Below are 20,036 nucleotides of genomic sequence, written 5' to 3' on the forward strand. Positions count from 1 at the left end.
TACGGTATTAGAAACTCATCCGCAAGCCGGCCTCCAGGATATGATCGGCAATATTGGCTTGGCCTAAGCGGGTTTCGTAACGCACAAACCCGGAGCCACCATTCGCCAAGGTAGCGCTGACCGAGCCGCCGAGGTTGACATAATCGCGGTCGGGTTCGCCGGTCTGAATCGTAAAATTGCCCAACCCTGGCTCGGCCTGGGCTAAACGCATATGAATTAAACGATTGTCGTTAAGATATTGATGCTCCCATTCCACACGTGCTGCCGGTGTAATGACGCCCCATGGCGTGCTGACCGCATAACTGATTTGAGCACCAAGATTGCTGACGAAGGAATGATTGACTTGCTCGCCGGTAATGATATCGAAGCCATTACCGCTTTGCTCCTGATATTGAGCGATGTTCATTCCCAGATACTCTAAACGCAGATAAGGCGCGATTGCCCATTCCTGCCAATTGAAGTCTTTTCCGCCGCTCAAGGCAAAACCGTATTGATTGCCGGTGGTTGCCGATATCGATTGGCCGGCGAATCCGGAATAGGCATATTGGCGATTGAATGCATATTCATTACCGCCGTAATTTCCCACCCAATCCAGATAAATATCCTGGGGCAAGTAATAACTGCCGTAAATCGCCCCCAGATAGGTATCGCTACTCATATTGCCGGCCGAATCCGCGTACTGAGTCGCCGAATGCGTGTAGTTAAACGCCGCACCGACTACCAATTTATCGCTAAGCCGATAATCCGCGCCGCCCGTCACGGTGCGCGCTTGCGAATCAAAACCGCGATCCCACGCATCACCTTGCATATTGGCAAAATTAAATCGGGTTTGCAAAAACAGGCCTAACGGCGAATCGCGGAACAACTCCTCGTCGCCGGCGGCCCCGCCCAGCCCCTGCGCACCCGCCTTGTTTGCGGACAATTGGATACCGTTAAAATTAACCGACAAAGGCGCACTGCCACCGCCACCGCGCAAACTCGCCAATCGGGTAAGAGGACCATCCATACGCGTTGCGCCCAATTTCACCGGCCCGGCCATCTGCCCAGGCACTTGATCGGGCGTCAATGCCGCGACGGCAGTGGTTTGCTGCTCAGGGCTGAGAGCTTGTAGCTGTAAACAACGGGTCGCCAAGATGCCGCTTGGGCTTGCGCATGCTTCGTTTAGGGCCGGGGCAAAAGTCTGCTGGTTAAACGTTAACTCCGGAGCGGTACTGGTCGCTTCCGTAAAAGGTTGTAAGCTCCAGGGTGCTAATTGGCCGCTGCCGCTACCGAAGCTGCGTATCGCCCCCAATAGATACTGGTTTTCCGGCAAAGTCGGATCGATGTAGATGTTGTAATCGCTGCTGATGCTGCTTAATTGGCTCACGCCATCAGCTAAGACCAGTCGACTAGCATACAATGCGGCACCCGGCGTGCTATTACCATCGACCAACTGCAAACCGTTGCCGCTCGCCACACTTACCGAACCCCAGGCAAAATTATTGACTGCACCGGCGGTGGCCTGCCCCTGATCGCTGCCCACTAAGCTCATCGCATGCTGCGTCGCGCTGGGGCCGCTGAAAACCAAATCGGCATTCGCGGTATTCCAAAGGGTATTTTGCGTGCTGGCATTATTGAAGTCGCCGGTCACAATAAAAACATCGCCAGCACCGCCTACCAAGTAACCGCTGGAACCTATGGAAAGATTGTTGAATTGATTGATCGACGGGTCGCTCTCATAGCGGCCGTTATTCGTAAAATTGCCGGTAAACGCTACCGAGGTATTTACCGTTCTGAAAACGCCGTCGTTACTAACGTTACCATCAAACCGATGCGTGTTGTTACCGGAGATATCCACGCGCCCTTGCCCGCTATTGTAAAAATCACCGGCCCCGGTAATGAGTCCGGTTTGTGCCAGATTGAATTGGCCGGTATTGCTGATGGTTCCGGTGTTGTTCAGGACAGCAAGGTTACTGAAAGTGCCTTGGTTACTCAGTTGTCCGGCATTGCCGAAACTGCCCTGATTAACCAGTTCACCGGCATTTGTCAGGGTATTGCCGGTGACGTTATCGATACTGCCGCTATTGACTATCTGCCCGGCATTATCAAAAACACCTTGGTTGCTGATCACGCCAAGATTGGAGAAAATCCCCGAGCTATGGCTGAGCGTGGCGCTATTATTGATCAATGTGCCGTTGTTGCTGAAATTCCCGCCGGTGTTGTAGTAGTAACCCGGCAGAGCACTAAAGCTGTCGCTAGGAGCAATATAAGCGAGCGTTATAGGTGTAACAGTCACCTGAAAAGGCGCAAAACCGGATAGGCCACTCTGATCCTTCCCAAACCCGCCGCCGACATTGGGTTGGTAACTATAATCAAAAGTCGAGCCGAGACCGATAAAATAACTGCCAGGGGCTTTGGGCGCGGTAAGTTGCGTCTGGAACGTTCCACTTTGGTTACCAAAACCGGAGCCAATTATTCCGGAGAAAAATCCATCCGAGCCTGCCGGAGCCGGGGCAATCCATGCTGTGTATAGCTGAATAATACAGTTTGGGCAATGATTGATGGCATCGCCTTCATTAATGCTATAACTGCCAGCCAGGCTGACACTGGAGCCGGAGCTTACGGTTGCAGAATTACCCACAGAACTGCCTCTGCCTAAACCGGCAAAGGACGGTTGGAAAATGGTAATGCTCCGTCCAGCCAACGACCAGGTTACGTCGGTTGACAACGAATCGGCTAGCGAAGACCCCGAGACGCAAGCCAACAAGATCCCAATCCGTATTGGTTCATTTAATTTCATCGCACTTTTATATTTGCTAGGCTCTTGGATCATGGGGACAAATTGCCCGATTAGACTAGTCGAAACTTCGAGCAAAGCAACCGCATCATTCCAATGCTGGAAACGATGCGGAACACCCAATGACTACAAAGACCCCAAATAAGCAGCCAAAGCCTTGATATCCTCTTCGCTGAGCGATTGTGCCAAAGCATTCATTTGTGGGGCCTTGCGCGCGCCTTTTTTGAAATCGGTTAGTTGTTTAGCTAAATATTGCGGATGCTGCCCGGCCAGCTTCGGCACCATGCCCATGCCTTGTGCATTATTGCCGTGGCAACCCAGACACATAGCGGCTTTGTCTTTACCCAGCTTAACCAAATTGGCGTCGCTGCTACCAGCCGATTTGCCGTGCAAACCGGCGTAATACGCGGAAATATTTTGAATGTCGGTGTCGTTCAAGCCTGAAGCCAGCGGCTTCATCACCTCGTTATCACGCTGACCGTTGCGGAATTTATTCAGCTGGCTCTCGATATACACCGCGCTCTGCCCCGCCAGACTGGGCCATAACGGGCTGCTGCTGACGCCGGCCGCACCGTGGCAACCTTGACACGCGGCCGCTTTGGATTTGCCCGCTTCGATATCCGCCGCATTGGCACCAACGGCAAACAGCCCCAGCATGACGATATATTTCATTTTATGATATTTATTATTCATCGAGATCACCCTTGGTTGGCTTGTTGTACAATCCTGGCGACATAATGCGCTATCAGGCCTCTGCATCATAGTCAGGCAAGATTGACTAAGCAAACCTAAAATCTCCTCAACCCACTCGAACCAAAGGAATAGGCCATGTCGTGGTTGCTATCGCTTTTTAATCAAGATTCCGTACCGCACACCTTACTAATTATCAGCCTGGTGGTAGCCAGTGGCCTGGTGTTGGGCAGAGTATCGCTAGCAGGCATTCAATTGGGTATCGCCGGCGTGCTGTTTTCCGGACTGCTGTTCGGGCATTTTCAGATCAGTATCAATCAGGAAGTGATGAATTTTTTGCGCGAATTCGGTTTGGTGCTGTTCGTCTACGCGATCGGCTTGCAGGTAGGTCCCAGCTTCGTCAGTTCGTTTTTCCGTTACGGCCTGCGTCTGAACGGCATGGCTGCGGCGATTGTGATATTGGGTGCATTGATTACGGTATTGATTAGCATCGTCGGCGACATTCCGATGCCGGTCGCGGTTGGCCTATTCTCCGGCGCCACTACCAACACGCCATCGCTGGCCGCCGCCCAGCAAGCTCTGGGCAGCTTACCCGACATTAGCAGCGAAACCCTAAAAATGCCGGGCTTGGGCTACGCGGTGGCCTATCCGTTCGGCATCGCCGGCATCATACTGGCCATGCTGTTAAACAAACGTCTGTTTAAAGTGGATATTACCGCTGAAGCCAAAAGCTTTGCCGATAAACAGCAGGAAGATGCCCATGTGCCGATCTGGAAAGATTTGCGGGTGGAAAATCCCAATCTGAACGGCCTGACGCTGCGGCAAATTCCGTTTTTCCATGGCATGAACGTGGTGATGACGCGAATTCTGCATAACGGCGAAGTCGATATTGCCGGTCAGGATAGCCTATTGACTATCGGCGACACGATCAGACTGGTGGGTGAGCGCGAGCCCTTGGAACAACTGAAAATCCTCATCGGTCCGGAATCGGATGTTGATCTAAAACAAATCGCCACCAAACTGCAAAGCAGACGCCTGCTGGTCACCAATAAAACCGCGATCAACCAAACTGTCGGCAATCTGTGCATGCTCTATGGTGTGACCATTTCCCGGATTCATCGTCCCGATGTCGAGTTTTCGCCTACCAGCGGTGTGCACGTGCATTTTGGCGATGAATTGAACGTGGTCGGCAGTCAGGAAGCCTTGAACAGCATCGAAAAAGCCTTGGGCAACTCCTTGGAGGAAATCAACCATCCGCAGATCATGCCGATCTTTATCGGTATCTCCCTGGGCGTGTTACTGGGTAGCTTACCGATGTACTTGCCTGGCATTCCGTCGGCGGTGAAACTGGGGATGGCCGGCGGCCCATTGCTGGTAGCCATTATGCTCAGCCGAATCGGCAACTGGGGCACGATGACCTGGCATTTACCGAAAAGCTCCAACATCATTTTAAAAGACATTGGCATCGTGTTATTCCTGGCCTGCGTCGGCTTACACTCAGGGGATCAATTCGTCGAGACGCTGGTGAAAGGCGACGGTTTTTACTGGATGGCCTGCGCGACATTGATAACCTTACTGCCGCTGCTGATCATCGCCGCCGTTGCCCGGTTAGTCTATAAACTCAACTTCCTGACGCTTTGCGGCCTGCTGGCCGGCAGCATGACCGATCCACCTGCTTTGGCGTTTGCCAATAATCTCAGCCCATCGGCGGCTGTATCGATGGCTTATGCAACCGTGTACCCCTTGGTCATGATTCTGCGGATCATTGCCGCGCAGCTGATTATTTTGTTGGTTAACTAAAACAAATCCATTCGTCTGCCGGGCGGATTAGGCGGTTAAAATCGCCCAACCCGCCGAAACTCCCGCCGCGATGCCATCTTCAAACGCCTTACTTGCCAATCACCAAAATCTGGCACCCCGCGATGGTGAGCTGTTCCTGCTACCGGCGTTTTATCCACTCGTCGTCGCCGACAAATACTTGCAAAAGTTGATGCAAAACCTGGCTTGGCAAACCGAGCAAATCCATCTCTACGGGCGTTGGGTGCCGGTGCCGCGTTTGATGGCCTGGTATGGCGACCCAGATGCCGACTACCGCTATTCCGGTGTAGATCACCAACCGCTACCTTGGACTACCGATCTGCAGCCATTGCGAAGCGACGCGGAAGCCGTTTGCCAACAGCCATTCAATAGTGTGTTGGCCAATCTGTACCGCAACGGCCGCGACTCGATGGGTTGCCATGCCGACAACGAAAAAGAGCTGGGGCCGAATCCGCTGATTGCTTCACTAAGTTTCGGCGAGACGCGCTTGCTGCGTTTTCGGCATGCTCACAGCCGCACGACGGTGGAAATAGAGCTAAGTCACGGCGATTTGTTGATCATGGCCGGCGAGTTGCAACACCACTGGCGCCACGAGCTCCCAAAAACTCGGCAAGTCAAGCAAGCCCGTATCAATCTGACTTTTCGGCGGATTGTGTCAACGCCCAATTCGCCCGGGCTATCCGCAGCGCGTTAATCTTATCGACCAACAACTGTCTAAAAGTCTGTTCCGCCGGTAGCTTGCTGATTACCCGGGTATTGTCACCATCCAGTTTCACCAGAAAATCTTCGTCCTCGCCAAACACGCTAACCATATCCCGATTGTCTCCACGCCGATGAATGATGTATTTGGGTGAGGTTTTCGCTGCGCCGAACAATATTCCGTTCCAATCCGAAGAACATTGCTTGCCGACGACCAAGCCCTGCAAACTATTAAAAACATCGATTTGTTGATATTGATTGTTTTCCACGCTTGCCGGTTTATCTCCATCGGCAATTATTAAGGGCACTTTTGCCGAAGCTTTATACTGGCCATATAACTCGACTTCGGCTTTTTTTAAGGGCGTCATCGAATGATGGTCGCCGACAATAACCAAGAGGCCATTCTTGAAAAAGCCGTTATTTTGTAACTCCCGATAAAACCGGCCTATTTGCTTATCGGTATAGGTAATGGCCGCTGATTCGGATTTTTCCTTAGTCTCAGGATTAATGTAGGGATGATGACTACTAACAGTTTTAATAAACAGCAAAAACTTATTTTTTTTATTTTTCTCGATCCTGTCCAAGGCTCTTAAATATAGCGCCTCATCCGGCGCAGCCTCAAAATGAAACCGTTCCCATTTATCGTATTCCGGCTGATCGTGGCCTTCGACATAATCAAAACCCACACTTTTTGCCCAAACGCCGGTATTACCGAATTCCAAATCGGCAGTGGTTAAAAACTCGGCTTTATAACCTTGCTTTTTAAGGATATTGGGTAGGGAGTCTTTTATATTATAAAAACTATAAAATGACGTACCGCCGTCGTCGGTATAACTGGAGGGCGGATAGAGCGGCTGCAAGCCAGTCAGCAGCGCCACTTCACCGTCTTCGGTGATAAATCCGTTGGCGTAAAAATTCTTGAACGCCTGATTTTGGCTGGCAATTGCGTCCAGATTGGGCGTCCAATCCTGGATGCCCGAAAAATACCGGCTTTGATAAGCGGAAAGCGATTCCACCATCAAAATAATTATATTCTTGGTTTGAATAGCTTGAGTTTGGCAGTTTATATCTTCTTGAAAAGCAAACGCATCGACATAAGCGGCGCTATACGGCGCAGCCTCCGATAATATGGTTAAATTATAATCGATGACATTTTTATAGATCCAGGCATGGGCGTATTTTTCATTATCGGCAAACGCGGCGGCCAACGGCAGGCCGAGAATTAAAAAGATGGGCCACTTTTTGATATAAGGATTTATGGATTTAAACCTTACCCATGAAAAATATAAAGGTACAGCCAAGATTAATACACTAAGCGCAAGCACACCAAAATCGCTTAAGCCGTAAATTTGCTGAATATATTTATACGAGTAATCCGCATATTTTATTGCGTCACCCAAAGCCAAATGGGTATTAAAATTAACGATAATTGCGTAATCGATAATATAAACTGCAAACAACAGTAAAGCTGTTAGGCGTAATAACGCAGCCAGCCAGCGCATAATAGTTGGCATAAGCGACAAATACAGCAATATCAAAATACCGCCATAAATCAGCGCATCGTTAAATAAAACCTGAGTAAATCCCAGTAATCGGGTGCCGGTGTAGTGATAAATAAAATTATCGACATACCAGCCTTTCAGCAGTAAAGGCGCAAGTAAAACAAGCAACAGAACAACTTTGCTCATGCTCGGGAAACAGCTGAAAATAGGCTTGCGCTCAATCCCGCGTCAACTGCAGGAAATGAAAAATATCGACTTCGATCACACCGAATGCCGCGATCCAAAGCAATGCATCGTAAGCATCCAGCCAATCCGACTGCGTTAGCCAAGCCACGACCATGCCGATTAAACCCACAAACACGGCCACGGTCATCAACCAAAACAGCCGTCGGTGTCGCGCTAGCAAAGACGGCCAACGCACTTCCAATTCTAGTAACACAATCAATGCAAACCAGAGCAAGGAGTTGCTCACATCCAGCCATTCGTTATCGCGGACGTAGCTGCCGAACACCAAGGCAATCACGACGATCAAACCATTCCGTATAGCGTGCAAGGTAGTCTCGTTAAACGGCGAGGCCTTGACGGTTTCCAGTTCGAACATCACCAACAATATCACCCAAACCAGCGCATCGACCGCAGTCGTCAGCGTATCCAGCGCTGCGTAAATGCCAATATTCAGCGTCAACAAAGCCAGTATCGCCAGTTTGAATTTAGGGTAGGAAAGAAAAAACTCAGCGTTGGACATATCTGTAGCGATGATTTGACGAGGACCACATAAACCATAATGAAAGCCAAGCCGGCTTCATCATGGCTGTGCGGATTACTTAACGAAACAAGCTTTTTCAGCCTCGGCTTCGGCGTCTTTCAATTTGCTGCGCAAATCCTTGGATTGTTTAGGATCGCGAAACGCGGCGCCGGCTTCGCCAGGGGTTTTTTGCATTTGGGTAAAGGTTTTGGCCGATTCGTACTCTTCAAAACTGAGCTTTTCGGCAATTTTATCGACTTTGCACCCGCAGGCGTATTGGCTGATATAAGTGAGACCGCCGTGTTTGGCAACACATTCCAGCACATATTCGACGCGATCACGGGTAGGATAATCATTGACCGATACTGCCTGTTCGCCGGCAGCGGCTTCCGGTTTTGAATTTTCCTGGGTAGTGGCGCAGCCGCTTAGTAGCGTGATAACAGCAAGAGTAGCGAAGAGTGATTTTTTCATGGTGCTCGTTTTTTCGTTATAGGGATATTTATTGCTCGGCGGCGAAATCGACAATCTGTTGCAGTTGCGGGTTCATTTCCTTGGCGAATTTGTTCAAGGCCGGGTTGTCGGTATCTTCCGGTAACAGATGGGTTCTGACGATGGTTTTACCTGCAAATTGATAGGTCACCACATTACAGGGCATATAGCCTATCGCATGCGGGGTGATCTCCAGCACGACCTTAGCCAGCGTCAGATTACAAAACTGGACCGTATCGTATTCCGGAAAATTCATGGCGCCTCTATCGCGGATCACTTTCCCCACCCGGCTATGGCCGGTAATACGAAAATTGTGCTCGGCAATCGCCACTTCCAGTTCAGCCAATACCTCGTCGTATGGCTTGCTGGTTTCGACCTGGTAATACGTCACTTCTTCGGTATGCAGAGGCTGCGCGGTACAACTTGCAATCAACGGCAGGCTTGCGAAAATGACGACTCTTTTAAACATCGGCAAAGCTTATCATCATGAGCGGGCAAAACAAAGTAAGCGGCGTGGTGCTGGCGGGCGGTATGGCCCGACGCATGCAGGAGCAGGACAAAGGCTTGTTGCTGTGCAATAACCGGCCCTTGGTAAGCTATGCGCTGGCCGCCATGGCACCGTTGGTCGATGAGTTATTGATCAGCGCCAATCGCAATCAAGACCGCTACCGGCAATTCGCCTACCCGGTCATCAGCGATGCGGAACAGAGTTTCGACGGCCCGCTGGCCGGTATTTTGGCGGCGCTGGACGCGGCGCAACATCCGATATTGCTGATAGCCCCGTGCGATTCTCCGCTGGTTGAAACCGTTCATTTGCAGCGCTTGCTCAACGCGCTACTAAGCCGGGACGCGGACATCGCCGTGGCATCCGACGGCGAACGCTTACATCCGGTTTTTGCCGCACTCAGAACCAATCTGCAAACTGATTTACAGAATTATCTGCATAGCGGCGAGCGTAAACTGCAGGGATGGTTTCACCGGCATTTGCTGGTCGAGGTGGATTTCAGCGATACGCCGCAAGTATTCGTCAATATCAATACGCCAGCGGAATTGGCGGCATTGGAAAACAGCCAGGCAAATCCGCCCGTTGACTAACGCCCCAACTGGGACAATCGGGGCAGCCTACCCCATCGCCGCTCGATTATGCTAACGTGGCGCTTTTTCCGCGGAATTGCAATGAAGCCTATTACTCACAAGCTCGCACTCGCTTTGTCCCTAGTGTCGTCTTTGCTCCTCTGCCAAACGGCCGATGCAGTAACAACACCGGCGGATCAAGACAAATTGCGCATGCATACCAGCATGCCCAGACGAACCAGCGACTCGCTATTTTCATACACCGCGGAATGGCGCATCGATGACGGTGAACTGTATCGATCCACCGGCTTGAGTTTTTTAAACGCGCATAAATTCGATGAAGCGGCACCATCCGCCGTCACTAAAAAGCTGCTTACTTCAATGAAGGACGGCATGATTCAGCTGGACCCAAACTGGCGCGGCATCACTATCACCCAACCGCCGGAGCAAGCGGAATTGACCATAGCCAACAAAAACGGTTATTCGTTAACGACGGTAACGGTCAGAGATTACAGCAACCAAGGCTTGCGTTTCGATCTTGCCGATAAAAGTTTCAGTGCCGACGGCGTGCAAGTAGCGCTGGACTTGGTGTTTAGCGCGGATGTGGAATATCTGGATGGCTTTTCTTCAAAAAAAGCCCTAACCGCTTCGCAAGGCGAAATCGAAATCAAGATAGACGATCAAAAACCTATCCATATCAAAACCGACGGCAAAACCACCCGCGAACTGGAGCAAGAAATCGCCAAGCAGTTAAGTATCGCTCAGCTGGCTGAAACACCGCTATATCCGGGCATGGTCAGCAACGATACCCGCAATAACAAACCTTTCGATGGCAGCGAAGTGCAATTTCTAAATCTTGCCGCCAAGTCGATCGCAATTGATATTAACGATCCGGCCTTGGGCGTACTGGCCAAATTCAAATTCAAGGACGAGAATCACTCGGTAAAGGTTGTGGAACCGCGCTTCATGCTTGGCGCGCTGGCTTTGACTGTGATTTTGGCAATTGTGTATTTCCGGCGTAAAAACGCGAAGAAGCCGTCATAACGATGCGAGTTTCCGGATGTCCGCTTGGAAGGCTGAGGGCACCCGGATAAGACCTAAATTAATGCCCTGAATGTTCAGGCTGCTTATCTGTGACGCTGGTTCTACGCAAAATATAACGATCGGCGAGCTTGCCGGAAATGCGATTGCCGTTGCTATCCAACTGAATCAACACGTCCTTTTCAACCAAATATTGCTGCGAAGCTGAGCCATTCTTTGGAGTCAATACCAGAGTATTGGCTTTGTCGCCCGGGGCAAACTTGCCCTTTTCAGTAAACTCCCGTTCCGATTTGCCCAGAAATTGGGTCATCAGCAAATAACTGCCATTTTTGTTCAAAGCCAGCGAGGTTTTCACGCCGATGCAGTCGGCACAGGGTGTCAGGCCGTTATAAATCCCCGGCCAATCGAGGCTTTTGTGTTCGTGGTGCGTATCCTTATCGTCGGCCGCGGCCGGTTCGGCAAGCGCCGGGTTATAAGCCGAAAACGCGGCTATGACGAGAAAAAAAACCAGATTTTTTTTTAATTTTAAGTTAACTGTTCGCATATTTGCTCCTGGACAAACCATCGATAATAATAATTATTGGGTAGATACCACGCGGAAAATTCATTATTCGCTGAAACTCTGTCGCGTGAAGCGGCGTAGAAAAATTGGCATGTCAATAAAGACAATCACCAATAAGTACCTTTTTGCCGGTTGCCATTTAACCGATCAATAGCGCACACCATTGATTTATAAAGTCACCCTTATAAACGCGCATAATTCCAACGGTGTATTGTGGCATAGCTGGGGATGATTGACCGCTTTCATATCGCTAAGCCGTATAGACAAGCCGATTAAAGCATCAGCCAACCGCATTCAAGCGCTAATAATCTGAGCGGAAACGGTATCCACTCAATTGAAACCCCACATAGCTTGATTCAGACAATGCAATAACCTTAAGTTTGAACTTATAGAGCTCCTTACCAGAAGCGATTAGGACGTTTTTGTGCGCTAGCCCCGATTTTTTATAGACGTTTTTTGACGTGACACTTAAAACTTAGACTCCCGTTCACAGAAGTTTTTTTTTGCTGTTACATTGCCGCCCGATTAGAAAATTTAATCGTTTATTACCTGTACCGAAACGGTACCACTATTTTTACCCCGAGACGCCGCAAGGTAATCTCGCTTCAGTAAGTTGGCTCGGTTGGTGTGCTTACTGAAGTTAAACTCCAAAGGTGACCGATATGAATACTCATATCCTCAGAAAACCCAAAGCTCTGGCATCCGCTATTTCCGCTGGACTATTTTTTTCCACAATGGCGTTCTCCGCTAATACTTCCTTGCTGATAGGCAAGGATCTCGACCAAAACCGCGATTTGGTTTCCACCGTAATGCAAGGCCGTAACTACACGGTGCAAATTGACGAACAAGGAAAAATCAAACAAGTTATCGACACCGGCGCCAATGGCGACGGCACAGATCCGCTTGCCATCGCCAGCAACTCGGCTATTACTCCGTCAAGTGTAGGCGCGATGCTCGAATTGCCGATTAATTATCAAGGCCAACACGCTATCGACATCTTGGGCACCGATCTGTCAAAAGTCGCGGAAAGCTACGGTTTAACCGCCGATAAGCTGGCGGAGATGCTTAAAGAAGACGACACGATGCGAGTCGATAGCAACGGCAGAGTCTTATATGTGGACAATAACGCCGATCAGCAAAATCAAACGCAAGCTGGCAATCTTGCATCACCTGAAAATGTTACCGGTACAACGGCTACAACCAATCCGCCGGTGCCTATAGCCTCGAAAGCGGCACTAGCAAACGCGTTTTTATTGCACAGCAAACCGGGTGCAAGCAAAACCATATATCTGGATTTCGACGGTCATGTTGCTCAGGGCACCGCTTGGTCCGCTTCCACCATTAACGCGCCAGCTTACGACCTGACCGGCAACCCGGGCGTTTTCGACGATACCGAACGCAGCAATATCATTAGTATGTGGAACCGAGTGGCAGAAGACTATATTGCTTTCGATGTCGACGTGACCACCCAGCTACCGACTAACGACGCCTTATTCCGCACCAGCGCGGCGGACACCAACTACGGAATACGCGTGGTAGTCACTAAAACCGTGATTAACTGCGGTTGCGGCGGCATCGCCTATGTAGGCGTAGTCAACTTGGTTAACAATGCATATTACCAACCGGCCTGGGTGTTTCAAGACGGTTTGGCAAATAACGAGAAATACATCGCCGAAGCAGTCTCTCACGAAGCCGGCCATAACCTGGGCCTGCAACACGACGGCCAAAAACCCAGCACTGGCTATTACGCGGGCCATGGTACCGGCGTCACAGGTTGGGCACCGATTATGGGCGTGGGCTATTACAAAAATCTGACGCAATGGAATCCAGGTAGCTATCCAAATGCCAATAATCAGCAGGATGATATTGGGACGTTTGCCAGTTACGGCATTCTGGCTAGAAGCGACGATTACGGTAATAGCTTAAGCACAGCCAGTTCCTTAACAAATATCGGCACGGCAACTGCGCTGAATATTCAGACCTTTGGCGTAATCGAAACATCTGCAGATACTGACATGTTTATGATCAGCACCGCTGGTGGTACGGTTAATTTGACAGCTAGCCCAGCAGCAGTTGGCCCAAACCTGGATATTAAGCTGACCTTATACAACACCAGCGGTGCAGTGGTGGCTGCCAATGCGCCGGAAACAACTTTAACAGCAGCTATCAACCAATCAGTACCGGCAGGCACGTATTATTTGGCAGTGGCCAGCTCAGGTCGTACGGCAGTAAGCGGCGATGCGGGCTACCCTGTCTACGGCAGCTTGGGTCAATACCAAATCACCGGCAACTATGTGCCCACCAGCCCTGCCAAACCGCCGGTCGGCAGTGTCTCCGCTTCTGCCTTGACCGGTCCGGCACCATTAACGGTTAATTTCTCAGCCAATAACACTATCGGAAATGGCAACATCACTGGCTATCAATGGTCATTTGGGGATAACACTAGTGCAACTGGTTCAAATCCAGCTCATACCTTTACGACAGTTGGCTCCTACACGGTTAAATTGCTGGTTACCAATCAATATCAATTAACCGACACCAAAACGGTGCAGATCACGGTCACCGCGCCACCTCTGCCAACCATGTGGGTACCTACAATAGGTATGACAGTCGTTAAGGCTACCAACGTGCAAGCAAAAATGTCGGTTAAACTGATCGATTCCAACGGCAAGCCGGTAGCGAATGCCACTGTAACAGGTACATTTAGCGGTTCGGTTTCAGGTACGGTTACCAATAAAACCGATGCTACAGGCACCGTTATTCAAACTGCTACCACAACGAAAATGACTGGAGGTTCCGCAACCTATACGCTAAACAGCGTTACTGCGGCGGGATATACCTACAATCCGACCAAAAATGTTAAGTCGGTTGTCACAATGACTTGGTAAGGCACTAAAGCCGAAAAAGGGGGAGACTCCGCCTTTTTCATTGGACCGATACTCCATTGCCAGTTAGCTGGCTAAAAAAGCCTGTAGCGTTTAACTACAGGCTTTTTTGATTTATCAGCACCAGCTTTTAAAACGGAAACACCGATAGATTTAAACCGATCATGGCGATATTGACGACAAATCCATAGTTAGCCATGGTTTTTCGGAGTTTTGATTTGAACATGGCGACGGAAGCCAATCCTAATCCAACCAGATCCATCACGATAAAAACCGCAATCAAAAAGCGTAAGCCATCGCTGCTCGACACACCATCGGTAGCGGCGTAAATAGGAAATAAAATAAATATCCAAATAACAAAATTACAAGCCGCCAGCAATAAGGCAGTATTCGAATACCCAAGCAAGCGATGCTGCATACGCCGGGGCGGGGATTCTTGAAGTTCATCTATCGGCTGGTTCATGGTGGTTATCACTCGTTATTGAAATACCCGAAGGACTCCTGCGATCACTCCGTATCAAGCTTCTCGCATACCAGCCCTTATAGTTTTTTTGACGATCAAACTATCACTTTCCCCGAATAGTGACATGCCGACACTATCAATTCCAATTTTTTGCGCTTCAACACTCGCTAAATAAATTTCTTGCGATGCTACCCTTCAAGGAACATAGGCATTGTCGAGCAAATGCCCTACGCCAACCCAACGTTCTTGGCAAACTTTCGCATAACATTCTTACAAACAATTAATAACATTAGATTTATCGCTTTCGATTAGCCGGGCGCTAGGGGTATGATTACCTCAGCAATCGGATGGTAAAGTCATCAGCAAGAATGACGTAGCCCCTGCTGTTCATGCCGTTGGTTGCCAACATAATTCCTATCAAAACGCATACAAGAAGGAAGGATATGAACAATCTCTCTGAAGAAGAACGTCAAGAAATTTTGCAAAGCTCACCAGTCGGCACTTGGGCGCTGATGTTGATCGTCGGCGGTGGCATGGTCGTGGCCTGGCTGTTAATGTATTACGGCATATTTTTGCCGCGCGGTCATATTGGTTAAAGGGGGCTGCATGCATATCGATAAACTGGAAAAAAACTGGGCGGGTATCTCTCTTGGGATAGCCGGATTGTTCGTCACCGTTATTCTGGGGTCGGCGTTTTTTCACGGCATTCACGCGCCGAGTAACGTCGAAACCATAGACTCCGCCAAACTGCATCTATCAGCAGAATTCGCCGAAGATAAACTTGGGGTGGAGCGCAATCCGAATGGTAGTGTCACCGTGCGCATGGTGGCCGGCCGTTACGGCTTTTATCCAAAAGAACTCACCCTGCCGGCCGAAACCGAAATTACCTTTCGCTGGGTTAGTCTGGACGTAATCCACGGCGTGCATATGCCGATGACCAATATGAGCACAATGATCGTACCCGGTTACGTAGCCCAGGTAATCACCGCGTTTCATCATGCCGGCGATTATCCAGTGCTGTGCAACGAATATTGCGGCATGGGCCACGCGCATATGTGGAGCAATATCAAAGTGGTTAGCAAGGCGCAATGGGAAGCGCTCAACAAACAAGGGGGAGCAAATCATGGATAACGCAGTGGAAAAAAAATTGGCGCTGACTCACTTCTGGGTGGCGTTCGGCGCTTTTGGGCTGGCGGCGGTGATGGGCCTGTATCAGGTCATCGAGCGTAGCGGCTTTTTTGGCTTTCTGGAATCTAGAGAAGTTTATTACGCCTCAGTCAGTACCCACGGTGTGTTGATGGGCTTTGTATTGACGACATTTTTCATCATGGGCTTTGGCTATTATGTGGCCAACACCTCGTTAAAGTTACCGGTTTGGAACAAGACCTTTGCCTGGACCGGCTTCGGCGTTTCTCTGATCGGCGTAATACTGGCAGCCTTGCCATTACTGCTTGGCCAAGCGTCGGTACTGTTCACCTTTTATCCGCCGCTGATGGCACATCCGATATTTTACATCGGCGCGACCTTGTTGGTCGTGGGCTCCTGGTTCTGGTGCGTGTCGATGATTGTCATGTACATGCAATGGAAAAAGGCGAATCCGGATCAACCTGTGCCGCTGGCCATGTTCGCCACCACAGCCAATGCGATCTTATGGCTATGGACCAGCGCCGGCGTCGCTGCCGAAGTGTTGTTTCAGTTGATTCCATGGGCATTAGGCTGGATAGATACCATCGATGCCGGCCTGGCACGCACATTGTTTGCCTGGACCTTGCATCCCATCGTCTATTTCTGGCTAATTCCAACCTACACGGCGTTCTATACGTTGGTCCCCAAACAAGCCGGCGGCTTTTTGTTCAGCGACGAGATGGCCAGAGCGGCGTTCATCCTGCTGGTGGTGTTTAGTTTACCTATCGGTTTCCATCACTTGTATATGGATCCGGAACAAGCACACGGCTGGAAAATCCTGCATGCAGTCGGCACTTTTGTGGTAACTCTACCGACTTTCATCACCGGCTTTACGGTCATAGCCTCGCTGGAAATCGCCGGCCGGCTCAACGGCGGCAAGGGCTTGTTCGGCTGGATTGCGGCCTTGCCTTGGAATAACCCAATGGTGTTGGCGATTATCCTGGGTTTGTTGATGCTAATCTTCGGCGGCTTCGGCGGCTTGGTCAACGCCAGTTACGCTATGAATGCGATGGTGCACAACACCGCCTGGATTTCGGGACATTTCCATCTGATCTTCGGCGGCACCACCATCATCATGTACTTCGGCATCGCCTATTATTTATGGCCGATTTTGACCGGTAAACCGTTGTATTGCCCGTCAATGGCCATCGCCCAACTGTGGAGCTGGTTCATCGGCATGATTATCATGACCACCCCATGGCATATATTGGGCTTGCTCGGTCAACCACGCCGCATCGATAGCGTCAATTACAACAATCTATTAACCATTTCCTGGGAACCCTACGAAGTGACCATGATTTTTGGTGGTTTGATTTTGGTCGTTTCCGCCGGCATGCTGGTTTACAACCTTTATAAAACGCATCTCGGCAGCGAAAGCTATCAGGGTGAGGTGGAATATGCGGAACCGATTCATGCGGTCAAGGACTTGCCCGGCTATCTGAACAGCTTCACCTTATGGAATATCGTCATCGGCGTATTCATGCTGATTGCTTTCGGTTATCCAATCCTGCAATTCTTCTTGATGGAAACCTTTGGTTCAGGCAGATGGGGGGTCTGATTATGAAAAAACTCATTCTAAGCGCAGCTTTATTGCTACCAAGCGCGGCATTTGCCCAGCCTTCCTCACAAGTCGCCTGGACCGCCGATCAGTTAAATTTCGTGAAAGCCGGCAACCCGCAAAAAGGCGCGGAATTGGCCAAGACTTGCAGTGCCTGTCACGGCGAAAAAGGCATCAGTACCTCGGCGGCCTTCCCGTCGCTGGCAGGGCAATTGCCGACTTATTTATACAAGCAATTGCAGGATTATGCAGATGGTAGTCGGGATAACGCGATGATGTCGGGTTTGGCTAAAACGCTCAGCAAGCAAGATGCTGTCGATTTGGCGGCATGGTTTGGCTCACAACCGCCTGCGTTCCAATCGAGAACGGTGATGGTCTATGAAAACGCCGAAGCCTTGGTTAAAAACGGTAGTCGCGAGCGGGTGCTACCACCTTGCGAAGTGTGCCATGGTGGTGCTGGCAAGGGCCAAGTGGTCGACATTCCAGCACTATCCGGCCAGAATGCCGATTACATTTCCGCCACACTGCATGCATTTAAGGACGGCGCAAGGCGCAACGACATCTATAGCCGGATGCGCATCATTGCTCAAGCCTTGACTGACAACGAAATCAGCGAACTGGGTTATTACTACCAAAATATCAAAAAATAGTAATATGCTTGGCACGGGAGGCAGGACTTTTGCTTCCCGCTTAAAGTCTTGCGCTAAACGATACCATCCTCAATAACCCGGAATAGCATCTATGTCTGATCGCAACGAAACACCCGTTAAATATGCCTATAAAGGCGCTAATCTGATCAGTTTCGGCCTCTCGATCAAACTCTTGTTCACCGGTTATTTAACCACGATAGCAGCCGGATACCTGATGGCGCTCATCCAGATCTTGTTTACCCACGGCATGGCCGACGGCAAATTCGGTTTGTCGATGGACGATATTGTCTACAGCTACTACGGTGACCGCTCCGGCTCAGTATTGGAATCCAAACTAAACGGTTCGATGAAATACAATGCGCCGGAACAGGAGCGTTTCAAAATCATTCAATGGGTCAGGGATGGTGCCGACGAAGTGGTTTACAACAAGGACATCAAACCTATTGTCGATCAATTTTGCACGGGCTGTCATGGCGTTAATGCGGGTTCACTACCCGATTTCACTAAATTCGGAACACTAAAAAAACTCACCGAATCGAATGAAGGCGCCACGTTTCAATCGCTAACGCGACTCTCGCACATCCATTTGTTCGGCATCAGTTTTATTTTTATGTTTGTCGGCATTATTTTCAGCTTCAGTACCGGTGTGCCTTGCAAATATAAATACCCGGCTATCGTCATGCCATATTTGTTTCTACTGATCGACATCGCCTCGTGGTGGCTGACCAAACTTAATCCGCACTTTGCCTTATTGGTGTTCGTCGCCGGTGCCGGGTTAGGCGTTTCCTTTGCTTTTATGTGGACAGTATCGATGTATCAGATGTGGATACTGGGGGGCATTCTGAAACAATCGGACCGACGCAATGCAATATTGCGCGACTAATACTAAATTGACTGAAGGGCGCTGGATAATTTAACTAAGCGCCCGCTTGAAACTAACAGCGGTAAGGCAAACGCCGCTGCCTTAATTTAATCGGTAAGTTGTTCGGCAGTCGCCAGAATTTTCACTAGCTCGTCATTCTGGCTGTCGAGTATTTCCAAACAAACCGTCTCATCCAAACCCAGTAGTTCCGGCACGTCTTCAGGACAAACCTGGTTCGCCGCATCGCCTATTCCTAAGCGTCCCAGCAGACAATCGCTATAAAACGTCAACAGATTAAGTTGATAGTTTTCGCCGCGATAGCACGGGTTGTGATGGTGATAGACTATGTCGGTAATCATGCGCGGCATGGACCACACATTCATTAGCCAAGCACCAATTTCCGCATGATTAAGGCCAAAGGCGAAGGTTTCCAGATTGAAAATCGCCAGACTGGGGTTAGCGTTGATCAAGCCGCTCAAATAGCTAAATTCCTCAGGAAAACGATGCCCTAATAACGGGAAACCGATATTGTGCATCAAGCCGGCTAAAAACAAGGCTTGCGGCTCCGGCCGCGCGGCGGCTGGCATGGCAGCGGCCAACTGCCCCATCAAACGGGTACTGGCCAAAGCATGGGTCCAAAACATCCGCGTGCCAATCTGTCCTTCCTTGGGCGATTTCAGCGGCGCCAGCACCGCTAAACCCAACGCCAAATCCAATACAAAATCAAATCCCAGTACGCGGTTAATCGCATCGTGCACGGTCGTTATCTGGCCGCGATAACCATAGAGCGCGGAACTCGCCCAACGGGTAATTTGCGCGGTCAGTAAGGGGTCCAGCTCGATGATGTCCGCCAATTTACGGGCATCGGCGCTGGGGTCGGCGATCAGATTTAATATGCGCAACGCGCTACCCGGCAAGGGCGGCAAGGCCTTAATCTGAGCAATGGTTTCGCGCATATCGCGCGGCGGGGTTAAACCATTCCGCTGCCGGCTGCCAATATTATCGAGCGTCCAGTTTATCAGGTTGGATTCCATCAT

Annotated in this window: 19 protein-coding genes; 10 read left to right on the top strand and 9 right to left on the bottom strand. The window is 50.0% G+C overall.

The annotated features are described in order from the left end of the window. Window positions 1-7: 7 nt before the first annotated feature. Complete coding sequence (locus EBA_RS24760; RefSeq protein WP_192375957.1) at window positions 8-2,620, bottom strand: autotransporter family protein; 2,613 nt, start codon at window positions 2,618-2,620, stop codon at window positions 8-10. Window positions 2,621-2,902: 282 nt separating this feature from the next. Further along, window positions 2,903-3,469 carry a c-type cytochrome gene (locus EBA_RS17880; RefSeq protein ID WP_192375958.1) on the bottom strand — a complete coding sequence of 189 codons (567 nt, stop codon included), beginning with the start codon at window positions 3,467-3,469 and terminating at the stop codon, window positions 2,903-2,905. A 135-nt stretch (window positions 3,470-3,604) separates the two neighbouring features. On the opposite strand from EBA_RS17880, the gene EBA_RS17885 reads away from it, so the two are divergent. Together EBA_RS17885 and EBA_RS17890 are read left to right on the top strand one after the other, a co-directional pair. Then, complete coding sequence (locus EBA_RS17885) at window positions 3,605-5,266, top strand: putative transporter (protein WP_192375959.1); 1,662 nt, start codon at window positions 3,605-3,607, stop codon at window positions 5,264-5,266. 70 nt (window positions 5,267-5,336) lie between these two features. Then, complete coding sequence (locus tag EBA_RS17890; RefSeq protein WP_192375960.1) at window positions 5,337-5,978, top strand: alpha-ketoglutarate-dependent dioxygenase AlkB family protein; 642 nt, start codon at window positions 5,337-5,339, stop codon at window positions 5,976-5,978. Here the strand turns inward: EBA_RS17890 and EBA_RS17895 are convergent. From EBA_RS17895 to EBA_RS17910, 4 genes are all read right to left on the bottom strand, one after another. Continuing rightward, window positions 5,914-7,671, bottom strand: a complete 1,758-nt coding sequence (locus EBA_RS17895) for an LTA synthase family protein (protein ID WP_192375961.1) — start codon at window positions 7,669-7,671, stop codon at window positions 5,914-5,916. The genes EBA_RS17890 and EBA_RS17895 overlap by 65 nt on opposite strands. A 31-nt stretch (window positions 7,672-7,702) precedes the next feature. After that, complete coding sequence (locus tag EBA_RS17900) at window positions 7,703-8,230, bottom strand: hypothetical protein (protein ID WP_192375962.1); 528 nt, start codon at window positions 8,228-8,230, stop codon at window positions 7,703-7,705. 75 nt (window positions 8,231-8,305) lie between these two features. Further along, complete coding sequence (locus tag EBA_RS17905; RefSeq protein ID WP_192375963.1) at window positions 8,306-8,701, bottom strand: hypothetical protein; 396 nt, start codon at window positions 8,699-8,701, stop codon at window positions 8,306-8,308. Window positions 8,702-8,729: 28 nt separating this feature from the next. After that, the gene (locus EBA_RS17910) at window positions 8,730-9,188 is read right to left on the bottom strand and encodes a DUF302 domain-containing protein (protein ID WP_192375964.1); all 459 of its coding nucleotides are present in this window, start codon (window positions 9,186-9,188) and stop codon (window positions 8,730-8,732) included. Between the two features lie 17 nt (window positions 9,189-9,205). Between EBA_RS17910 and mobA the strand changes: the two genes are divergently transcribed. Together mobA and EBA_RS17920 are read left to right on the top strand one after the other, a co-directional pair. Beyond that, on the top strand, window positions 9,206-9,814 hold the full coding sequence (gene mobA, locus EBA_RS17915; RefSeq protein WP_192375965.1) for a molybdenum cofactor guanylyltransferase MobA: 609 nt from the start codon (window positions 9,206-9,208) through the stop codon (window positions 9,812-9,814). A gap of 81 nt (window positions 9,815-9,895) precedes the next feature. Next, window positions 9,896-10,837, top strand: a complete 942-nt coding sequence (locus EBA_RS17920) for a hypothetical protein (RefSeq protein WP_192375966.1) — start codon at window positions 9,896-9,898, stop codon at window positions 10,835-10,837. A gap of 58 nt (window positions 10,838-10,895) precedes the next feature. Here the strand turns inward: EBA_RS17920 and EBA_RS17925 are convergent, their stop codons facing one another. Next, complete coding sequence (locus EBA_RS17925; RefSeq protein ID WP_192375967.1) at window positions 10,896-11,378, bottom strand: copper resistance protein NlpE; 483 nt, start codon at window positions 11,376-11,378, stop codon at window positions 10,896-10,898. A 680-nt stretch (window positions 11,379-12,058) separates the two neighbouring features. Here EBA_RS17925 and EBA_RS17930 point away from each other — a divergent pair. Then, complete coding sequence (locus tag EBA_RS17930) at window positions 12,059-14,284, top strand: PKD domain-containing protein (protein ID WP_192375968.1); 2,226 nt, start codon at window positions 12,059-12,061, stop codon at window positions 14,282-14,284. A gap of 127 nt (window positions 14,285-14,411) precedes the next feature. On the opposite strand, the gene EBA_RS17935 is transcribed toward EBA_RS17930, so the two are convergent. Beyond that, window positions 14,412-14,744: a hypothetical protein gene (locus EBA_RS17935; protein WP_192375969.1), complete on the bottom strand. Its 333-nt coding sequence runs from the start codon at window positions 14,742-14,744 to the stop codon at window positions 14,412-14,414. A gap of 443 nt (window positions 14,745-15,187) precedes the next feature. Between EBA_RS17935 and EBA_RS17940 the strand changes: the two genes are divergently transcribed. The 5 genes from EBA_RS17940 to EBA_RS17960 all read left to right on the top strand — a co-directional run bounded on the left by EBA_RS17940 (window position 15,188) and on the right by EBA_RS17960 (window position 19,020). Further along, on the top strand, window positions 15,188-15,340 hold the full coding sequence (locus EBA_RS17940) for a hypothetical protein (protein WP_192375970.1): 153 nt from the start codon (window positions 15,188-15,190) through the stop codon (window positions 15,338-15,340). A gap of 10 nt (window positions 15,341-15,350) precedes the next feature. After that, window positions 15,351-15,875, top strand: coding sequence for a cupredoxin domain-containing protein (locus tag EBA_RS17945; protein WP_192375971.1), 525 nt, complete (start codon window positions 15,351-15,353; stop codon window positions 15,873-15,875). Continuing rightward, a complete protein-coding gene (locus EBA_RS17950; RefSeq protein ID WP_192375972.1) occupies window positions 15,868-17,487 on the top strand; it encodes a b(o/a)3-type cytochrome-c oxidase subunit 1 in 1,620 nt (539 codons plus the stop codon). Before EBA_RS17945 ends, EBA_RS17950 begins: the two co-directional genes overlap by 8 nt. A gap of 2 nt (window positions 17,488-17,489) precedes the next feature. Beyond that, window positions 17,490-18,137 (top strand): c-type cytochrome, encoded by a 648-nt coding sequence (locus EBA_RS17955; protein WP_192375973.1) that lies wholly within the window; start codon window positions 17,490-17,492, stop codon window positions 18,135-18,137. A 91-nt stretch (window positions 18,138-18,228) separates the two neighbouring features. Beyond that, window positions 18,229-19,020 carry an elongation factor-1 alpha gene (locus tag EBA_RS17960; protein ID WP_192375974.1) on the top strand — a complete coding sequence of 264 codons (792 nt, stop codon included), beginning with the start codon at window positions 18,229-18,231 and terminating at the stop codon, window positions 19,018-19,020. Between the two features lie 86 nt (window positions 19,021-19,106). Here EBA_RS17960 and EBA_RS17965 read toward each other — a convergent pair whose 3' ends face one another. Continuing rightward, a complete protein-coding gene (locus EBA_RS17965; protein ID WP_192375975.1) occupies window positions 19,107-20,036 on the bottom strand; it encodes an HDOD domain-containing protein in 930 nt (309 codons plus the stop codon).

The organism is Methylomonas albis (assembly GCF_014850955.1).
GTDB lineage: Bacteria > Pseudomonadota > Gammaproteobacteria > Methylococcales > Methylomonadaceae > Methylomonas > Methylomonas albis.

Coding starts and splice junctions, on each gene's coding strand:
- EBA_RS17885 (WP_192375959.1), top strand. CDS start 3,605: ATGTCGTGGTTGCTATCGCTTTTTAATCAAGATTCCGTACCGCACACC.
- EBA_RS17900 (WP_192375962.1), bottom strand. CDS start 8,230: ATGTCCAACGCTGAGTTTTTTCTTTCCTACCCTAAATTCAAACTGGCG.
- EBA_RS17920 (WP_192375966.1), top strand. CDS start 9,896: ATGAAGCCTATTACTCACAAGCTCGCACTCGCTTTGTCCCTAGTGTCG.
- EBA_RS17880 (WP_192375958.1), bottom strand. CDS start 3,469: ATGAATAATAAATATCATAAAATGAAATATATCGTCATGCTGGGGCTG.
- EBA_RS17930 (WP_192375968.1), top strand. CDS start 12,059: ATGAATACTCATATCCTCAGAAAACCCAAAGCTCTGGCATCCGCTATT.
- EBA_RS17890 (WP_192375960.1), top strand. CDS start 5,337: ATGCCATCTTCAAACGCCTTACTTGCCAATCACCAAAATCTGGCACCC.
- EBA_RS17910 (WP_192375964.1), bottom strand. CDS start 9,188: ATGTTTAAAAGAGTCGTCATTTTCGCAAGCCTGCCGTTGATTGCAAGT.
- EBA_RS17960 (WP_192375974.1), top strand. CDS start 18,229: ATGTCTGATCGCAACGAAACACCCGTTAAATATGCCTATAAAGGCGCT.
- mobA (WP_192375965.1), top strand. CDS start 9,206: ATGAGCGGGCAAAACAAAGTAAGCGGCGTGGTGCTGGCGGGCGGTATG.
- EBA_RS17955 (WP_192375973.1), top strand. CDS start 17,490: ATGAAAAAACTCATTCTAAGCGCAGCTTTATTGCTACCAAGCGCGGCA.
- EBA_RS17935 (WP_192375969.1), bottom strand. CDS start 14,744: ATGAACCAGCCGATAGATGAACTTCAAGAATCCCCGCCCCGGCGTATG.
- EBA_RS17965 (WP_192375975.1), bottom strand. CDS start 20,036: ATGATGGAATCCAACCTGATAAACTGGACGCTCGATAATATTGGCAGC.
- EBA_RS17895 (WP_192375961.1), bottom strand. CDS start 7,671: ATGAGCAAAGTTGTTCTGTTGCTTGTTTTACTTGCGCCTTTACTGCTG.
- EBA_RS17905 (WP_192375963.1), bottom strand. CDS start 8,701: ATGAAAAAATCACTCTTCGCTACTCTTGCTGTTATCACGCTACTAAGC.
- EBA_RS17950 (WP_192375972.1), top strand. CDS start 15,868: ATGGATAACGCAGTGGAAAAAAAATTGGCGCTGACTCACTTCTGGGTG.
- EBA_RS17945 (WP_192375971.1), top strand. CDS start 15,351: ATGCATATCGATAAACTGGAAAAAAACTGGGCGGGTATCTCTCTTGGG.
- EBA_RS17940 (WP_192375970.1), top strand. CDS start 15,188: ATGAACAATCTCTCTGAAGAAGAACGTCAAGAAATTTTGCAAAGCTCA.
- EBA_RS17925 (WP_192375967.1), bottom strand. CDS start 11,378: ATGCGAACAGTTAACTTAAAATTAAAAAAAAATCTGGTTTTTTTTCTC.